The sequence below is a fragment of the Pantoea phytobeneficialis genome (assembly GCF_009728735.1).
Taxonomy (GTDB): Bacteria; Pseudomonadota; Gammaproteobacteria; order Enterobacterales; family Enterobacteriaceae; genus Pantoea; species Pantoea phytobeneficialis.
The window spans coordinates 259,018-275,723 of record NZ_CP024639.1 but is presented as its reverse complement, the minus strand read 5'-3'; the positions used below and the strand labels follow the sequence as shown (position 1 = coordinate 275,723).

Here is a 16,706-nt window from a genome sequence, read left to right as displayed (position 1 = left end):
GTTATTTTTTCGCAGCCATAAATGCGCTGAGTTGTGCGAAGGTGATATAGCCTTTTTTCGCCGTATCTATTTCAGAAAAATGCTGCGCAACGCGGGGCATGCCGGCCTGCGCTTCAGCCAGGGTTAACTTGCCATCATGATTGGTGTTCGCTGCATTGAAGCGATTTTGCATCAGTTGCGCGAATGCGGCGGTCGGTGCGGCGTTGGCCGCGCTCATAAAGACCAAACCTGCCACCAGAATCAGAAACTTTTTCATTTGTTACCTCGATTAACCGTTAAAGAAAGCGTAAAGGGATGTGAGGAAATTCACGGGGAGGAGAATATAAAAAAGCCGCGTCGGCAGGGGTTATCAATTGTTCCAGACTTATGTCATCGCATGTCATGGAGAGGCAAGCTAACGCTTTTGGTCTGCTGTTTTATGAGGGGAAAAGGTAAAATGACGCAGGTCGTGACCTTATTTTTTCCGCCAACAGTGACAGGAAGATGCAATGAACCCCTATTTCACCTCAGTCGAGCCAGAAAAGGCTTACCGCCTGATAAATCATGGGCCTGCAACACTGGTATCCGCCAGTCATGATGGCATTGAAAACGTTATGGCGGCGTCCTGGGTTTGTGGTCTGGATTTCACCCCAGCCAAACTGACGGTGGTGCTGGATAAATCCGCCTATACCCGCCAGTTAATTGAGAAGAGCAACAAGTTTATTATTCAGGTTCCGAATGCCAAACAGGCGGAAATGGTGCACTACCTTGGAACCCATTCAAAAGCCAACGAGCAGGACAAGCTTTCTCACAGCGATGTCGAGTGTTTTTATGTTGAGGGGATTGATCAACCTTTTGTCAGCGGCTGCTCCGCCTGGTTGTATTGCGAACTGATTCCGCTGGAAGCGAATCAACGCGATCACGATCTGTTTATCGGCGAAGTCAAAGCGGCATGGGCCGATAGCCGTATTTTCCAGGATGGGCACTGGTTGTTTGAATCGGCCGGGGATGAGTGGAGAAGTTTGCATTACATCGCGGGAAAACACTTTTATAAAATTGGTGAAGTGCTGGACGTCGAGTAGCCAGACATCTTATTCATGAGGACGATCTCGCCAGACCGGCTGGCGAGATCATCTCAATGCGAGATTCGTTACCAACCCGCATACGCCTGGATTTCTTCACGCGTGACCTGCGGGGCATGGCGTATGGCGAGCGAGAGTTTTTCGACCGCATAGGCCATCTCATCCTGATTGATGATTAACGGCGGCGTAATTTCCAACACATTCCCCCCGACGTAGTACACCACCAGTCCCTCTTTCCATGCCTGGTACACGACTTTTTGCGCCAGCGCACGGTCCGGTTTTTTGCTGCCGTCCGGAACGACTAACTCGACTCCGATTGCCAGGCCATGTCCACGGACATCACCGATCTCCGGGATATCCTGCGCCAGCTCGCGCAGCAGTTGCATAAAATAGCGTCCGGCCTGCGCCGCCCGCTGTGGCAGTTCTTCGCTTTGCAGCACACGCAACACGGAGCGGCCCACCGCAGTACAAATCGGATTGCCCGCCGTGGTCAGCAATGCATGCGCAGCGGGACCGCCGAGGATCTCTTTTGGCCCCACGGTAGCAGAGAGCGGTAAACCGCCACCGATCACTTTGCCAAAGGTGACGATTTCCGGGGTGATGTTCTCATGTTGGAAGGCATGCATCAGTCCGGGTCGTCCCAGTCCCATTTTTACTTCATCGCAAATCAGCGGCACACCCGCGTTAATGCACAACCGATGTAACCCCGATAAAAAGCCTTTAGGTGGCACCACCATGCCGCCATCCGACAGAATCGGTTCGACGATGACACAGGCGACATCGCCTTTATCGAGTTGTTCTTTAACTTCCAGCAGGCTGGCACTGACTGCCGCTGCGCCTGCATCATCGCTGCGGAAAGGATTGGGATAGGTGGCGAGATAGAGGTCAGGATCGGCAGCGTTGCCTGCCGAGATATGTACGCCGGACACCTTCATTGCCAGCCCGATGCCGCCGTGATAGCCATGCGCAAACGCCACCACTTTACGTTTGCCGCTGGCGAGTCGGCAGGCGCGCAGCGCCACATCATTGGCATCGCTACCGGCATGGCCGAGATAGACACAGCGATCGCCACTGCCGGGGGTGATCGCCAGCAACTCCTCCGCCAGTCCAACCGAATCCGGATGAACGGCAGACAATCCCCCCGCCCCGGCTGGATTCTGTGCTGCCTGGGTGATGGCAGCCGTAATCGCCGGATGTCCATGCCCCAAACCGGATGCGGTCCAGGTGGCTGACAGGTCGAGTAACTTTCGGCCACCGGCCTCGGTTAGCCAGCATCCCTGCCCGGAGGTAATCGCTAACGGAAAAAAGCGTAATTTCTCGATACCGGCGACTGACTGGGCGTCGCGTTGATACAGCGCGGCGGCTTCGGGTGGAAAAATGTCCTGACTCATACCCACTCCTTCTGTGTCGTGGCGGTTGTCACCGTTTCCGCAGGCGTAACAAACTCTGACGCCAGAGAAAGCCCGATATTGCGCACCAGTTTTGGCGCGGAGATGATGATGATCATCCCGGCAATGCACCAGTAAAACGCCACCAGTGCCGGGCTAAACAGTTCTTCCTGCCCTACCACGTTGTAATACAACGACACCACCATAATGACGATGCCGAGTAGCGGCAGGATCAGTTCCCATTTCGGGATGTTCTGGCTCATGCGGGTGATAAAATTGATCACCCCAACTTCAATCATCAGATAGGTGATCATCAGGCAAACGGAGCCGATGATCGCAAAGTAGAAGTACGCATCAATCGCGCTATTGCCGGTGCCCATCGCCGGTTTACCGCTCAACCAGGCCACGACATCGATCAGCAGGCTGAGTACCAGTACCAGCGTTAAGGCGTTACGAGGTTGATGATTTTTTTCTGACACCTGCGCGAAGCATGCCGGGCCGAACCCATCGCGGGCGAGGGCAAACAGCAGACGGCTGGAGGTGGCCGCGGCCGATAAATTCGCCGCGAAGGCCGACATCATGGCGGTAAACAACATCGCTAATGAGAATGCGGTGCCGACGTAAGTTTGCGACAGCGTCCCCAGCGAGTTCGCTGAATTTTTGAAGGCAGTTAAACCCGATTCGCTGGTGCCAAAACCGAGTGTTTGCACATACATCATGCCGACAAACAACACCCCGGTCAGCAGGATAGAACCCAGCAGGGCCAGCGGGATATTGCGTTTGGGATTTTCCGTCTCTTCACCCAGGGTGGCACAGGCCTCAAAACCAGCCCAGGAGAGGAAAGCAGCGACCACGCCCGCCATTACCGCCTGAAAACTAACGCCATTCAGACTAAACAAGGAGGCATGTTCTGTGCCGGTCGCAGGCTGGTGCACGACAATCACCGCCGCCAGAATCAACATCAATACAATCCCGACGCCCTCAATCACCATCAGCACGCGGGCCACGGTCTGCCCATCTCGCGAATTCAGGATCCAGCTAAATATCACCCCGACCGCCGCAGTGACAATCCACGGGATCTGGAAACCTGACGTGGGGAATAATGCGGCCAGAAAGGCGTTGGTAAATGCACCCAGTGCCGCCAGCGTGGCAATCGAGAAGAACAGATAGGTGCCCATAATGGCGAAACCGGAAAAGAACCCGGCACGCGGGCCGATGGTTTTTCCCACCAGGCCGTATGCGCTACCGGCGTGATTATAAAAACGCGTCAAACGAATAAAACCATAAGCAATTAACGCGACCCCGATCAGACCGAGTACAAACACAATCGGCAGCGCTTTGCCTACTGAGTCGATCAATCCCTGCGCATTGCCCGACATAGCCAGCGTCGGTCCCACCATCCCCAGCGAGAGCGCCAGCGCTTCCCACAGTTTTAAACTTCGCTTTTTATTTGGTGCATGGTTCATCTTCATCACCCTCATACGACGTGATTGATTAGCGAGATGTGTTATGGGTTTCCCCGGTATTGGTAAGGCTTAAACCGACCATGCAAAGCGGAATTTTTCCGTGATGGTCTTTAACGGCATATGTCCCCAGGTATCCTGTTCGTGCTGACGCACAGCGATCAGTGCCCCCAGCAGTTCCGGCGGCAACATCGATTGCGCCAACGGACTTTGTGCGAGACGCGTTAAGGCATCGCTGTGGGAGGTGATCAGTCGATGAATATGTTGCTCATGGCGCTGCACTTCAGAGAGATCGGCAGGAGCCGCTTGTGTAGGTTGTGGCAGCGGCAGCGCGGCGTTCAGTCCCGCCAGCGCCATCCCCAGCACTGCGCCACAGGCGATATAGGGGTTGGCGGAAGGATCGATACACTTCACTTCAAGGTGCGCGCCATACGGGTTGCCCTGATTTGCCGCACAGTAACGCACCGCAGCTTCCCGGTTTTCCAGTCCCCAGCAGGCATACGCGCCTGACCAGTGCCCGGGTTGCAGGCGATCGGCAGACAGCACTGACGGGGCCAATAACGCCACCAGTTCCGGCAGATGCCGGACAATCCCGGCCAGCAGGCTGCCTCCCGCATCGGTGATACCGTAGCTACCGGTACCGCCTGCCAGCAGCGGCTGGCCCTCACGGGTAAAGGAGAAGTGCAGATGTGCGCCGTTACCAGCATCATGCTCAAACGGCCTTGGAGAGAAACTGATCCGCAACTTGTGTTGACGCGCGATGCGGCCCAGCAAAATACGGGTCAGCACCAGGCGATCGATGGCCGTAACCGGATTGGCCGGGGCCAGTGACAATTCAAACTGGCGAGTGCCATATTCGGCATGAAATTGCTCAAGGCCGACACCGGCTTCTTCCAGGGTTTTGACGAGATCATTGACCATCGCTTCATGTGCCAGCAGCCCGCCCATACCGTAGGCGTGCCATTCGTTATCCTGCTGATCGTCCTGTTCGGGTAACAAAAAGAACTCAAGCTCACCGGCTGCGAGGGTTTCAATGCCCTGCTGTTGCAAGGCCGCTACCTGTCGGCGTAGAAAATGGCGGCTACACCAGGCAGCGTGCTCCCCTTCCTGTTCAAACACATCAACCGGCGCCCAGCAAAAACCATCCGGTAATGTCACCAGCGCGGCGAGGTCGGCACGCAGGCGATGATCGCCAACCGCCGAGAACGCAGGGATCCAGGCGATGGCGTTATCGGCGCAGAATAATGCCCAGGAGGGGGATGCCCCCACCCCTGACTGACAGAGCGTTTTCAGTCGGTTAACCGGAACGGATTTGCCACGGATAACGCCAGCGGAATCCACCAGTGAAGCAAACAAGGTCGTGACACCGAGTGCCCTGAGCCTTTCACTTTCACTCTGTAAATCAATGGATTCTTCGTCGATGATTACGGATTGCTTGCCCATTAAACCGAGAACTCCCGTCATAGTTGGTTTGAGATACGCCCCTTGCTATTTTTTTGTGTATGTTACAAGATCGATTAAAAATCAATATATGTAATATATATTAAATTCGTATGGTTCAGACGCAGCGCTTGTGGCACTGTGATTTGCCTGAAGTGGAGTGAAGGAGATCCGGGTGCTGGCACAACAGATAAAAGACAATATGGCGGAGCTGAGTCCGGCGGAGCGTAAAATTGCCAGGGCCATGCTGGCCGACTATCCCGGTGCGGGCTTAGGTTCGGTGCAGATGCTGGCAGATCGCGCTGGCGTCAGCCTGCCTTCCGTGGTGCGCTTTGCCCGCCGCCTGGGCTTTGGTGGCTTCGTTGATTTTCAGCAGGCGCTGCGTGATGAGATCTCTGAACAGGCCAAAGGTCCGTTACAACGTCTGGATAACTGGGTGACGACAGAAAGCGCGTCGGCCCTGATGGAAGCGGCGATTAAATCTTCGACGCTGGCAATCCAGTGTTCATTACGTGACATCGCGGAATACGAAATCGCCGAGGCCACCCGGCTAATCGGTGCCAAAGAACATCATGTGATCCTCGGCGGTGGCCGTATCAGTCAATCGCTGGCGATGTATTTTGGCCGCAACCTGCAACAGGTAAGACGCGGCGTGGATGTGCTCGCCGAAAACCATCATGACCGGATTCAGCAGATCATCGACGTCAATAAAAACGACGTGTTCGTGCTGTTTGATTTTCGCCGCTACCAGCAGGACATGTATCAGCTGGCGCAGGAGATTGTGGCGCGAGGCGCCACGCTCATTGCGGTAACGGATACCCAACTCTCTCCCATCGCTTCTCTGGCTAAAGTGGTGCTGGCCATCCATGTGGAAACCCCGTGGCTGTTTGATGGTTATGCCGCCGGTATTGTGCTGATCGATGCCATTATCGCCAGCATTATGGAAAGTCAGGGCGATAAAACCGTGCAGCGCTTGCAGCAATGGGAAGCGCTTGGCCCCCTATCTTTGAATGCAAAATCTAAATGAGGTAATTGAAGACGTGAGCGTCCCACTCCTTTTTTCCGATGAACCCGCTCCAGTGATGGTGGAGAACCGGACAGGCGATTCCCCTTTTTTGATCCTGTGTGACCACGGTGGAAAACGCATTCCGCGTCAGCTCGGCGATCTGGGTTTACCTCAGCATGAGATCGACCGACATATTGGCTGGGATATTGGCGTACTGGCGGTTTCCCGGCACCTGAGCCGGTTACTGAATGCCCCGTTGGTGCATCAGCGCTATTCCCGCCTGGTGATCGACTGCAACCGCCTGCCTGGCATTCCCAGCTCGATCCCGGTGGTGTCGGAAGCCACCCCCATTCCGGGCAATATCGGCCTGAGTCAGCAGGATCGTGACCAGCGACGGGACGACATTTTCACCCCGTATCATGATGCTATCCGCGCGATACTGGCCGAGCGCAAGCAGCACGGTATCCCGACGTGCATCCTGGCAATGCACAGCTTCACCCCGGTGTTTCATGGTGAGCAGCGGCCCTGGCAGGTTGGCGTTCTGTATCAGCATCAGGCCGACTATGCCCTGACGGTGCTGGAACAATTGCACAACACCCAGCGCTGGTGCGTGGGAGATAACCAACCCTATTCCGTTTCCGATGAAACCGACTACGCCGTACCGCAGCATGCCAATAAAAATGGTCTGCCTTATGTGGAAATTGAAATCCGCCAGGATTTGATTGCACAGCCAGCAGGACAACTGGCTTGGGCTGAGGATTTAGCCCCCATTTTTACCGACAGCTGGAATGTGCTTACCCGTCAGCAATATAAAAAAGAGGCGTAATTCATGTTTAATCCCTCCAGTCGTAATATCCCGATTGAGAAACAAGCCGCGACGTTGTTATTTGTCGATGTGCAGAACTACAACGCCCGCCGTGATGGTGGTGAATATGTCGGGATGTCTACAGCCGAGCAACACGAGAAGTTTGGTTATTTCTTTGACATTATTGAACGTGAAACCATCGCGAATATGCAAAAAGTCCAGGCGGCGTGTCGTGCCAGTCAGGTTGAAGTGATGTACACCGTGATTGAAAGTCTGACCAAAGATGGACGTGACCGTAGTCTCGACTACAAAATCACCGGCTTTAACGTGCCGCGTGATTCGTGGGACGCTCAGGTGCTGGAAGCTATCGCACCAGCGGATGATGAAATCGTTCTGTCGAAAACCTCTTCCAGCGTGTTTATCTCTACCAATATTGATTATGTGTTGCGTAATCTTGGCACACGTTATCTGGTGATTGCGGGTTTTCTTACCGATCAATGCATTGAAAGCGCGGTACGTGACGCCTGCGATCTGGGCTATCTGGTAACATTAGTGACCGATGCCTGCGCGACACTGACGCCAGAACGTCAGCAAAACTCCCTCAATGCTATCAAAGGTTATTGCCGCCAGGTGACGACACAGGATTTTCTCAACGAACTCGCGGCAGGTTAAACAACGGTCTCAGGATTATCTGGTCCTGTTGGTAAAAAAAGGTGAAGACCCGCACGGTCGGATCAGTTTCCTCTAACCTTGATAGGGTGGCTTTGCGCCCGTCGGCTTAGAGGAGATCATCATGATTACTGCATGCTTCCCCGCTCAATGGCATCCTGGTAAAAGTTTGCTGCTTGCAGCACTGCTTCTTGTGTTGTGCAGTGCTGCCCATGCGGCAGAGAGTAGCCTGTTTCGCACTTTGCCTCCCGATACTGCCGACCTGAGTCAATACCGCTGGCATTCGCGTCCGGTGGTGATTTTTGCCCCCTCAACGCAAGATGCAAGTTACCTGGAGCAGATGGCAATGCTGGAAAAGGCCCAGACTGCCCTGGCCGAACGTGATGTCATCGTGCTCACTGATACCGCGCCAACAAAGCAAGGTCAGTTGCGTTCGCAGCTCCAGCCAAAGGGGTTTGAGGTGGTATTGGTCGGTAAAGATGGTGGAATGAAACTGCGTGACACCCGACCAATAAGTTCAGAGATCTTGCTCTCGACCATTGATCAAATGCCGATGCGCAAGGCTAACCTGGATTAACGCGGGTGACGGGCTACAACCTGTTGTGCTCGTTGCCAGCTTTCACAAAAATAGAATGCGGTTTGCACAAATAACCTTCACACAAAAAGTGCAGGATGAAACTTTCCTGCACCATCGTAACGCTCAATGGATGGTACTACGATAACGCGGCGTTCCCTGGCTGGCTGATATTCCCTCCCACTTAACCTTAATTATCTCGCTGTGACGTCTGCCTGCTCTCGTGTTTCTCATTTTGAGAAATCGGTTATCGAAAATCGGTAATGACAATATTCCGGCATTGGCGCTGCTCTTGCTACATCAGTGCCATCTGCTTTTGTTGTTAACTTTTCATTGATCGCTGGAGAACGGTATGGCTCGTTACAAGACAAGACAGATTCACAAGTATGCTTTAACCGCATTATTGTTGTGCTGCGTTTCTTACAGCTATGCAGGTAAACAGAACGACACGCTGGTTTATGCCTCTGATAACGAAGTGGAAAATATCAGTCCTTATCATAACAATCTGCGCGAAGGCGTTATTCTGGCGCATATGGTGTGGGACACGCTTATTTATCGCGACCCGAAAACCGGTGAATATAAACCGGAACTGGCATCTGACTGGAAATGGGAATCCCCGACTGCGTTATTAATTCATCTGCGCAAAGACGTTAAATTCCACAATGGCGATCCCTTCAGTGCCGATGATGTGGTCTACACCTTCGAGAAAATCGCGGGTCCAAATACCGCCTCCGTGGTGCCGCAAAGTGTTGACTGGATCGATCATGTTGAGAAAGTCGATGACTTCACCGTTCGTTTGCACCTGAAACAACCCTTCCCGGCGGCGCTGGAGTACCTGTCCGGGCCTACGCCAATCTACCCGGCCAAATATTTCCAGCAGGTGAAACTGGAAGGTTTCAGTAAAGCCCCAATCGGCACCGGCCCCTACAAGATCGTGAAAGTCATCCCCGGCCAGGGCGTTGATATGGTGAAAAACCCCGACTACTTCAAAGAGAGTCCACAAGGGCAGCCGCACATCGGCAAGGTGCAGTTTGTGGTGATCCGCGACCCGGAAGCCCGTGTCGCCCAGTTGATGACCGGCCAGGTGGACTGGATCTGGCGTGTGGCCGCCGACCAGGTGGAGCCGCTTTCGGCCATGCCGAATATCGCGGTGAAAAGTGGCGAGACCATGCGCATCGGTTTCCTTGCACTGAACACCAATGCCACCGGCCCCGAAGCGGCGCCGCTGAAAGATCTGCGCGTCCGCCAGGCCATCAATTACGCTATTAACCGTCAGGGCATTGTCGATAACCTGGTACGTGGTGGCAGCAAGCCAGTGTACACCGCCTGTTTCCGCACCCAGGTCGCCTGCAACGACAGCAAAGTTATCAAGTACAATTACGATCCTGCCAAAGCGAAGCAACTGCTGGCAGAGGCGGGCTATGCCAACGGTTTTGACACCGACCTGTGGGCCTATCGCGAACGTGATTATGCGGAAGCGATTATTGGCGATCTACGCAAAGTCGGTATCCGCGCCCGCCTCCATTTTGTGCAGTATCCGGTGATGGCGACCGCCCTCAGCTCCGGCCAGGCGCCGATGGCCTTTAACACCTGGGGATCGTTCTCGATCAATGATACCTCGGCGTTTACCACCCCCTACTTCGGTGGCAAAGGCAGCGATATCTGGAAAGATGCCACGCTGACCGCAATGCTGAAAAAAGCCGATGCCACGGTCGATGTCAAACAGCGCAATGAAGAATATGGCGAGGCGCTGGGGCGTATCTCTGCCCAGGCTTACATTGCACCGATGTTTTCCTACTCCACCCACTACGCCTTCAATGCCGATCTGAACTTCCAGGACTGGCCGGATGAACTGCCGCGCTTTGCCCAATCCAGCTGGAAATAAGGAGCCGAGTTATGGTGCGCTTTATCTTAAATCGGCTGCTGGTGGCGCTGGCGGTGCTGTTTACCGTGGCGGTCGTCAGTTTTGCCCTGCTGCATCTTTCGGGTGACCTGGCGATAGCCATTGCCGGACCGGATGCCAGCGCGGAAACCGTGGCGCAGATCCGCGTACAGAATGGACTGGACCAGCCGCTGCTGGTGCAGTTTTCACACTGGTTCTGGTCGGCGTTGCACCTCGATTTTGGTCGTTCGTTCTACTTCGAAAACACCGTGATGGAGCTGGTCGGTCAGCGTATGCCCATTACGCTCCAGTTGGGCGGTGTGGCGCTGCTGCTGGCGCTGGTGGTGGCGATCCCCCTTGGTGTGGTGGCGGCGGTGTTTCGCGACAGTTGGGTAGACCGCTGCGCGATGTTTATCTCGGTGCTGGGCCAGGCGATCCCCAACTTCTGGTTCGCTCTGGTGTTGATCCTGATTTTCGCCGTAGGGCTGAAATGGCTGCCGGTGGCCGGTAACGGTAGCTGGCAACATTTTGTGTTGCCAGCAGTGGCACTGGGATATTACGCCATGCCGTCGCTGATGCGCCTGACACGCTCCGGCATGCTGGATGTGCTGGGTGCGGATTATATCCGCACCGCCCATGCCAAAGGATTGAGTGCCTTTAAGGTGGTGGTCAAGCATGGGCTGCGTAACGCCATTATCCCGGTCGTGGCGCTGGCAACGGTGGAGCTCGGTTTTATGCTGGGCGGCTCGGTGGTGATTGAATCGGTGTTCTCGTTGCAGGGGTTGGGGCAACTGGCCTGGGACTCCATCTCGCGCAACGACTTCCCGGTGGTGCAGGCCATCGTGTTGATCATCGCCATCTTCTATATCGGGCTGACGTTCCTGGCGGATGTGCTTAATGCCGTGCTCGATCCCCGTTTGCGCAGCAAATAAGGAACCTCAATGAAAACGACTATGGCAGGAACCATGAAAAACGTCATTAGCCCGGAAACCGGCCTGTTGCCGGAACCAACGGCCTGGCAGCGCCTGTGTCGCCGTGTCTTCGGTCATCACAGCATGACGCTGGGCGTGGTGATTCTTGGCACCATCGTTCTGCTGGCGTTGCTGGCTCCATTAATCAGCCCACACGATCCCTTTGCGCAGGACGTCAGCAGACGCCTGGTGCCGCCGGTATGGTTTGAGAAAGGCGAATGGACGCACCTGCTGGGCACCGACAAACTCGGGCGCGACTATCTCAGCCGCCTGTTGTATGGCGCTCGGGTATCTCTGCTGATTGGTCTGGTATCGGTGATGATCTCAGCGCTGATTGGCGTCACGCTCGGTGTGCTGGCCGGTTACTTTGGTGGACGGGTTGATGCGGTAGTCAGTTACCTGCTGACAGTGCGTCTGGCGATGCCGGTGATCCTGGTGGCGCTGGCGCTGGCCTCGCTGATTGGGGGTTCGGTCAAGGTGGTGATTATGCTGCTTGGCCTGTTGTTGTGGGATCGCTTTCTGATTGTCTCCCGTTCCGTCACCCGGCAACTGCGTGAGGCCGAATTCATCGCAGCAGCGCGAACGCTGGGCGCATCTTCGCTGTTTATCATGCTGCGCGAAATTCTGCCGAATCTGCTCGGGCCGCTGACCGTGGTGGTAACACTCGAAATTGCCCACGCCATTTTACTGGAAGCCACCCTGTCGTTTCTGGGGCTTGGCGTACAACCGCCCATGCCGTCCTGGGGGCTGATGGTCGCAGAAGGCAAAGCCTATATGTTCTTTCAGCCCTGGGTGATTGTGATCCCCGGTGTGGCACTGGCGTTGTTGGTATTGAGTATCAACCTGGTGGGTGATGGTCTGCGCGATATCACGGCGCTCGACGGTCGCAACTAAGAGGGAAATGACATGAACCAGACTGACGCACCTCTGCTTGAAGTGAAAAATCTGCGGGTGGATCTCCAGACGCCGCGTGGCACGCTGCATGCCGTGCGCGGTATCGATTTCAGCGTAAATCGCGGCGAAATGCTGTGCCTGGTGGGGGAATCCGGCTGTGGTAAATCCATGACCTCACTGGCGATGATGGATCTGCTGCCGCGCAATGCCCGACGCCAGGCCGACAGCCTGCGCTTCAAGGGGAACGACCTGCTCGCACTTAACCGCCGCGAACGGGCGGCAATGCGCGGCAACAGTATGTCGATGATATTCCAGGAACCAATGACATCATTGAATCCGTCCTGGACGCTCGGCGAACAGTTATGTGAAACCCTGCTGGCACATCGTAAGGTGTCGCGTGCGCAGGCGCGGGAACGCGCGGTGTACCTGATGGAGCGCGTCGGCATTCCGCAGGCGGCAGATCGACTGAAACAGTATCCGCACCAACTTTCTGGTGGCCTGCGGCAACGCATCATGATTGCGATGTCGCTGATGTGTGAACCTGAACTGATCATTGCCGATGAACCGACCACCGCGTTGGATGTCACCATTCAGGCACAGATCCTGCGTTTACTGCGCGAGTTGCAACAGGAAATGGGCATGGCGGTGATCTTCATTACCCACGATCTGGGCGTGGTGGCACGTATCGCCGATCGCGTGGCGGTGATGTACGCCGGGCAGGTGGTGGAAACCGCTCCGGTCAATGAACTGTTCCGTCAGCCGCACCATCCCTATACCCGTGGGTTGCTGGAGTGCATTCCGGTTGCGGGCCGCACGCAGCCGGGGCAGCCTCTGCCTACCATTCCTGGCGTGGTCCCCAATCTTACCGGTCCTCAACAGGGTTGTGCATTTCGCAACCGTTGTAGCCAGTGCCAGGAGGCGTGTAACGAGAATCCGCCTTATCAACCACTCAATGCACAGCATCAGGTGCGCTGCATTCGTCCTTTGACCATCAGGGAGGCGCTATGAGCAAGCTGACACCGCCACACATTGCCGGCAATGAGGATATCGCCCTGGAACTTTGCGCGCTGAGCCGGACTTTTCGCCTGAATCGCGGGTTGTTTAAGTCCCCTGCGGAGATCCGGGCGGTAGACAATGTCTCGCTGCGTATCCGGCGCGGGGAAACGCTGGGACTGGTGGGGGAATCCGGCTGCGGTAAAAGTACGCTGGCAAAAATGCTACTGGGTCTGCTGCCGCCCACCACTGGCAACGTACTGATTGAGGGACGCGAGGTTGATGCCGCCGATCGGCGTAAATTGAGTGCGCGTATTCAACCCATTTTTCAGGACCCCTGGTCTTCACTTAACCCGCGTCGCACCGTCTCAGATGTCGTTGAAGTGGCATTGCGGCTGCACCACATTGGCACGCCGGATGAACGCAAAAAGCAGGTGCGGGAGATGCTGGATCTGGTCGGCATGCCTTCACGTACTCACAGCCAGTATCCGGGGCAACTTTCCGGTGGTCAGCGTCAACGCGTCGCCATTGCCCGTGCGCTGATCCTGCGTCCGGAGATTCTGATCTGTGATGAACCCACTTCGGCGCTGGATGTTTCGGTGCAGGCGCAGATCCTCAATCTGTTGCTGGCGCTGAAACAGGAGTTTTCCCTGACTTACCTGTTTATCAGCCACAACCTGTCGGTGGTGGAACATCTGGTTGATCATGTTGCGGTGATGCGCAAAGGCCAGATCGTTGAACAGGGAACGCGGGAACAGATTTTTAGCCAACCGCAACATCCCTACACCCGAGCGTTGTTGGCCTCGGTAATGACACCGGAACCGGGGCTCGGTATCCCGGAAATAGAAGGAATTGACGGATAATGACGATCACTCGTGAAGTCGTGCTACAGGCAGCGCTGGACCATTTTCACACCGGTGCCTTACGTGAAACGCTGGCGCGCCGGGTCAGCTACCGGACAGAGAGTCACCATCCACAGCAGATGGCCTATCTCAATGAAGAGATGATCCCGTACCTCTCCGCAATGGGGTTCAGTTGTCAGGTGGTGGCCAATCCTGAAGCAGGGAAAAGTCCTTTTCTGCTGGCGCGTCGTCTCGAAGCCGATGCGGCTTTTACCCTGCTGACTTATGGACACGGCGATGTGGTGCCGGGAGACGAAGAGAACTGGCGCAGCGGTCTTAATCCGTGGGAGCTGAGTGTCGAGGGCAATCGCTGGTACGGACGCGGCACGGCTGATAACAAAGGCCAGCACAGCATTAACCTGGCCGCGCTGGCGTTGGTTCTCAAAGCGCGTAACGGACGGCTGGGCTATAACGTCAAAATGATTCTGGAGATGGGTGAGGAGACCGGCTCACCGGGACTGGAGACGGTTTGCCAGCAGTATCGCGACTGGCTGGCCGCCGATCTGTTTATCGCTTCAGATGGTCCACGCGTGACAGCGTCACGTCCAACTTTATTCCTCGGCTCACGCGGCGTATTCAACTTTACCTTGCGGGTGACATTACGTGATGGCGCGCATCACTCCGGCAACTGGGGCGGATTGCTCAGTAACCCAGGTATACGCCTGGCCCATGCGATTGCCAGTCTGGTGGATGACAATGGTCGCATCTTGCTTCCTGCGTTGTTGCCACCACCGTTATCCGCCAGTATCCGTCATCATCTGAGCGACCTTGCGTTGGGAAATGCCCCTGGCGATCCGCAGATTGCCCCGCAGTGGGGAGAGCCGGGCTTAAGCGCGGCAGAAAAACTCTATGGCTGGAATACGCTGGAGACGCTGGCAATCACTAGCGGCAATCCCGAAAAACCGGCACATGCTATCCCACCAACCGCGCTGGCGCATTGCCATATGCGTTATGTTCCGGGCAGTGATGTGGACAACTTTGCCGACCATATTCGCCAGCATCTTGACCAGCAGGGTTTTCACGATGTGGATGTGGTGGCGCCGGTAAACTGTTTCAAAGCCACGCGTATTGATCCTGACGATCCCTGGGTCGGCTGGAGTCTCGACTCAATTCGCCGTTCAATCGGCAAGGAAGCCGCAGTGCTGCCAAATTTTGGCGGTGGCTTACCCAATGCCTGCTTTCTTGATACGTTTGATGTGCCCACGTTGTGGCTACCCCACTCGTATCCGGCGTGTTCCCAGCATGCACCCGATGAGCATTTGCTCGCCGATGTGGCCTGCGAAGCGCTGCAAATCATGACTGGTCTGTATTGGGATCTGGCTGAGCAGGGCCGGGAGGTCATGCTCGATCGGCAAGGCTGACATCAGGGAGGCCCTGTGCACAACACTGAGATTCGCTACTTTATGGCGGTTGCAACCACCGGCTCGATCAGCGCCGCCAGCCAGCAACTGTTTGTCGCCATCTCCGCCATCAGTCGGCATATCCAGCGGCTGGAAACCCGGCTGGGGGTGACGTTATTTGAACGCAGTCCACGCGGGATGCAGCTTAATGATGCCGGACATATTCTGGCAAACCATGTCCGTCGTAGCATGGCGGATATGGAGTTGGCCGTGGCTGAACTGCAAGGTATTAAAGCCGTGGCTCAAACCACTATCCGGGTGGTGTGTACTGATGGGCTGGCGTTTAACTTGCTACCGAACCTGATGGCAAAGTTTCGCCTGCTCCATCCCCGTGTCAGTTTTATCCTCACGGTCGGCACCGGCAGGCAGGTGCCGGAACTGGTGCGCAATGGTGAGTGCGATCTGGCTATCCGGTTTATCCTCTCTCCTGAGTCCGGTGTGGAAGTGCTGGCGTCTTTTCCCTCCCCGGTACTGATTTTTATGAAGGACGATCATCCGTTAGCGGAACGGGATATTCAGCTGGCGGATCTGAATGCCTGGCCCGTGGTGCTGCCAGACCAGTCAGCGACCATTCGCCAGCTTTTCGACCTCTCCTGCCGTATGAATAATGTCTTCATCGATCCCGTCTTCACCTGTAACCACTTTTCCACGCTGTACGAATTTGTCTGCCAAACTCCTGGCGCCATCAGCGTTAGTAGCCATTATTCGGTAATGACGCGGGCGCGGCAGGATGGCCTGATCATCAAGACCATCAACCGCGACCAGTTGAGCCAACGCAGCCTGCAATTGCAAAGTGAGATGGGAAAACCGCGCAGTGCGATGCTGGATGCTTTTTTTGTTTTCCTGCGGGAAGAGTTACAGCAGCGGGATCAGCAGTGTCGGAAAGAGTTTGATTTGCAGTTTCGTTGAGTCAGATCCGTCGCGGCGCGATTTATCGCACGGTTTTAAAACAAAAAACAGCGCGATAAATCGCGCCGCTTGTATCTTGAAGTTGTAACTGGTTAGCTACCCGTTACACGAAACGGAGGCAGCTTGTCGCGCCGCTTAAGACCCGATCTTGTGCCGTAGCTTAAAGCCCTCCGTTTCTCCTTTCACGCCAGCATCTACTCTGAACGGTAACCAGAAGCTCTGACTTCGTATGTACAAGGCAAGATGGCGTGATGGTTCATGTGAAAGGGAGCTGTCTTATGATTTATCTCGGTATTGATGTCAGTAAAAACAAACTCGACCTCTGCCTGTTGCCCGGCAACGGGAAAAA

The 16,706-nt window shown here is 55.3% G+C and carries 16 protein-coding genes; 12 read left to right on the top strand and 4 right to left on the bottom strand.

Annotated elements, in window-relative coordinates:
- Position 1: 1 nt before the first annotated feature.
- A complete protein-coding gene (locus tag CTZ24_RS25310) occupies positions 2-256 on the bottom strand; it encodes an EF-hand domain-containing protein (RefSeq protein WP_208726960.1) in 255 nt (84 codons plus the stop codon).
- 232 nt (positions 257-488) lie between these two features.
- Between CTZ24_RS25310 and CTZ24_RS25305 the strand changes: the two genes are divergently transcribed.
- On the top strand, positions 489-1,061 hold the full coding sequence (locus CTZ24_RS25305) for a flavin reductase family protein (protein ID WP_208726959.1): 573 nt from the start codon (positions 489-491) through the stop codon (positions 1,059-1,061).
- 68 nt (positions 1,062-1,129) lie between these two features.
- On the opposite strand, the gene CTZ24_RS25300 is transcribed toward CTZ24_RS25305, so the two are convergent.
- The 3 genes from CTZ24_RS25300 to CTZ24_RS25290 form a co-directional block, all read right to left on the bottom strand.
- Positions 1,130-2,452: an aspartate aminotransferase family protein gene (locus CTZ24_RS25300; protein ID WP_208726958.1), complete on the bottom strand. Its 1,323-nt coding sequence runs from the start codon at positions 2,450-2,452 to the stop codon at positions 1,130-1,132.
- Positions 2,449-3,915 carry an APC family permease gene (locus CTZ24_RS25295; RefSeq protein ID WP_208726957.1) on the bottom strand — a complete coding sequence of 489 codons (1,467 nt, stop codon included), beginning with the start codon at positions 3,913-3,915 and terminating at the stop codon, positions 2,449-2,451. Before CTZ24_RS25295 ends, CTZ24_RS25300 begins: the two co-directional genes overlap by 4 nt.
- 69 nt (positions 3,916-3,984) lie before the next feature.
- Positions 3,985-5,355 carry a type I glutamate--ammonia ligase gene (locus CTZ24_RS25290; protein ID WP_208726956.1) on the bottom strand — a complete coding sequence of 457 codons (1,371 nt, stop codon included), beginning with the start codon at positions 5,353-5,355 and terminating at the stop codon, positions 3,985-3,987.
- Positions 5,356-5,527: 172 nt separating this feature from the next.
- On the opposite strand from CTZ24_RS25290, the gene CTZ24_RS25285 reads away from it, so the two are divergent.
- The 11 genes from CTZ24_RS25285 (at position 5,528) to CTZ24_RS25235 (ending at position 16,357) form a co-directional block, all read left to right on the top strand.
- A complete protein-coding gene (locus CTZ24_RS25285; protein ID WP_021183976.1) occupies positions 5,528-6,379 on the top strand; it encodes a MurR/RpiR family transcriptional regulator in 852 nt (283 codons plus the stop codon).
- On the top strand, positions 6,363-7,184 hold the full coding sequence (locus CTZ24_RS25280; protein ID WP_208726955.1) for an N-formylglutamate amidohydrolase: 822 nt from the start codon (positions 6,363-6,365) through the stop codon (positions 7,182-7,184). The genes CTZ24_RS25285 and CTZ24_RS25280 overlap by 17 nt, the downstream gene beginning before the upstream one ends.
- Before the next feature lie 3 nt (positions 7,185-7,187).
- The gene (locus CTZ24_RS25275) at positions 7,188-7,835 is read left to right on the top strand and encodes a cysteine hydrolase family protein (protein WP_208726954.1); all 648 of its coding nucleotides are present in this window, start codon (positions 7,188-7,190) and stop codon (positions 7,833-7,835) included.
- Positions 7,836-7,956: 121 nt separating this feature from the next.
- Positions 7,957-8,409 (top strand): DUF4174 domain-containing protein, encoded by a 453-nt coding sequence (locus tag CTZ24_RS25270; protein WP_208726953.1) that lies wholly within the window; start codon positions 7,957-7,959, stop codon positions 8,407-8,409.
- Between the two features lie 349 nt (positions 8,410-8,758).
- Positions 8,759-10,291, top strand: a complete 1,533-nt coding sequence (locus tag CTZ24_RS25265) for an ABC transporter substrate-binding protein (protein ID WP_244634098.1) — start codon at positions 8,759-8,761, stop codon at positions 10,289-10,291.
- An 11-nt stretch (positions 10,292-10,302) separates the two neighbouring features.
- The gene (locus tag CTZ24_RS25260; protein WP_021183981.1) at positions 10,303-11,220 is read left to right on the top strand and encodes an ABC transporter permease; all 918 of its coding nucleotides are present in this window, start codon (positions 10,303-10,305) and stop codon (positions 11,218-11,220) included.
- Positions 11,221-11,229: 9 nt separating this feature from the next.
- Positions 11,230-12,153: an ABC transporter permease gene (locus CTZ24_RS25255; RefSeq protein ID WP_021183982.1), complete on the top strand. Its 924-nt coding sequence runs from the start codon at positions 11,230-11,232 to the stop codon at positions 12,151-12,153.
- Positions 12,154-12,165: 12 nt separating this feature from the next.
- Positions 12,166-13,161 (top strand): ABC transporter ATP-binding protein, encoded by a 996-nt coding sequence (locus CTZ24_RS25250; RefSeq protein ID WP_208726952.1) that lies wholly within the window; start codon positions 12,166-12,168, stop codon positions 13,159-13,161.
- A complete protein-coding gene (locus CTZ24_RS25245) occupies positions 13,158-14,009 on the top strand; it encodes an ATP-binding cassette domain-containing protein (RefSeq protein ID WP_208726951.1) in 852 nt (283 codons plus the stop codon). Before CTZ24_RS25250 ends, CTZ24_RS25245 begins: the two co-directional genes overlap by 4 nt.
- A 5-nt stretch (positions 14,010-14,014) precedes the next feature.
- Complete coding sequence (locus tag CTZ24_RS25240) at positions 14,015-15,409, top strand: M20 family metallopeptidase (RefSeq protein ID WP_208727103.1); 1,395 nt, start codon at positions 14,015-14,017, stop codon at positions 15,407-15,409.
- 15 nt (positions 15,410-15,424) lie between these two features.
- On the top strand, positions 15,425-16,357 hold the full coding sequence (locus CTZ24_RS25235; protein WP_208726950.1) for a LysR family transcriptional regulator: 933 nt from the start codon (positions 15,425-15,427) through the stop codon (positions 16,355-16,357).
- Positions 16,358-16,706: the final 349 nt, after the last annotated feature.

Coding starts and splice junctions, on each gene's coding strand:
- CTZ24_RS25275 (WP_208726954.1), top strand. CDS start 7,188: ATGTTTAATCCCTCCAGTCGTAATATCCCGATTGAGAAACAAGCCGCG.
- CTZ24_RS25280 (WP_208726955.1), top strand. CDS start 6,363: ATGCAAAATCTAAATGAGGTAATTGAAGACGTGAGCGTCCCACTCCTT.
- CTZ24_RS25245 (WP_208726951.1), top strand. CDS start 13,158: ATGAGCAAGCTGACACCGCCACACATTGCCGGCAATGAGGATATCGCC.
- CTZ24_RS25270 (WP_208726953.1), top strand. CDS start 7,957: ATGATTACTGCATGCTTCCCCGCTCAATGGCATCCTGGTAAAAGTTTG.
- CTZ24_RS25300 (WP_208726958.1), bottom strand. CDS start 2,452: ATGAGTCAGGACATTTTTCCACCCGAAGCCGCCGCGCTGTATCAACGC.
- CTZ24_RS25290 (WP_208726956.1), bottom strand. CDS start 5,355: ATGGGCAAGCAATCCGTAATCATCGACGAAGAATCCATTGATTTACAG.
- CTZ24_RS25305 (WP_208726959.1), top strand. CDS start 489: ATGAACCCCTATTTCACCTCAGTCGAGCCAGAAAAGGCTTACCGCCTG.
- CTZ24_RS25250 (WP_208726952.1), top strand. CDS start 12,166: ATGAACCAGACTGACGCACCTCTGCTTGAAGTGAAAAATCTGCGGGTG.
- CTZ24_RS25265 (WP_244634098.1), top strand. CDS start 8,759: ATGGCTCGTTACAAGACAAGACAGATTCACAAGTATGCTTTAACCGCA.
- CTZ24_RS25260 (WP_021183981.1), top strand. CDS start 10,303: ATGGTGCGCTTTATCTTAAATCGGCTGCTGGTGGCGCTGGCGGTGCTG.
- CTZ24_RS25295 (WP_208726957.1), bottom strand. CDS start 3,915: ATGAACCATGCACCAAATAAAAAGCGAAGTTTAAAACTGTGGGAAGCG.
- CTZ24_RS25310 (WP_208726960.1), bottom strand. CDS start 256: ATGAAAAAGTTTCTGATTCTGGTGGCAGGTTTGGTCTTTATGAGCGCG.
- CTZ24_RS25255 (WP_021183982.1), top strand. CDS start 11,230: ATGAAAACGACTATGGCAGGAACCATGAAAAACGTCATTAGCCCGGAA.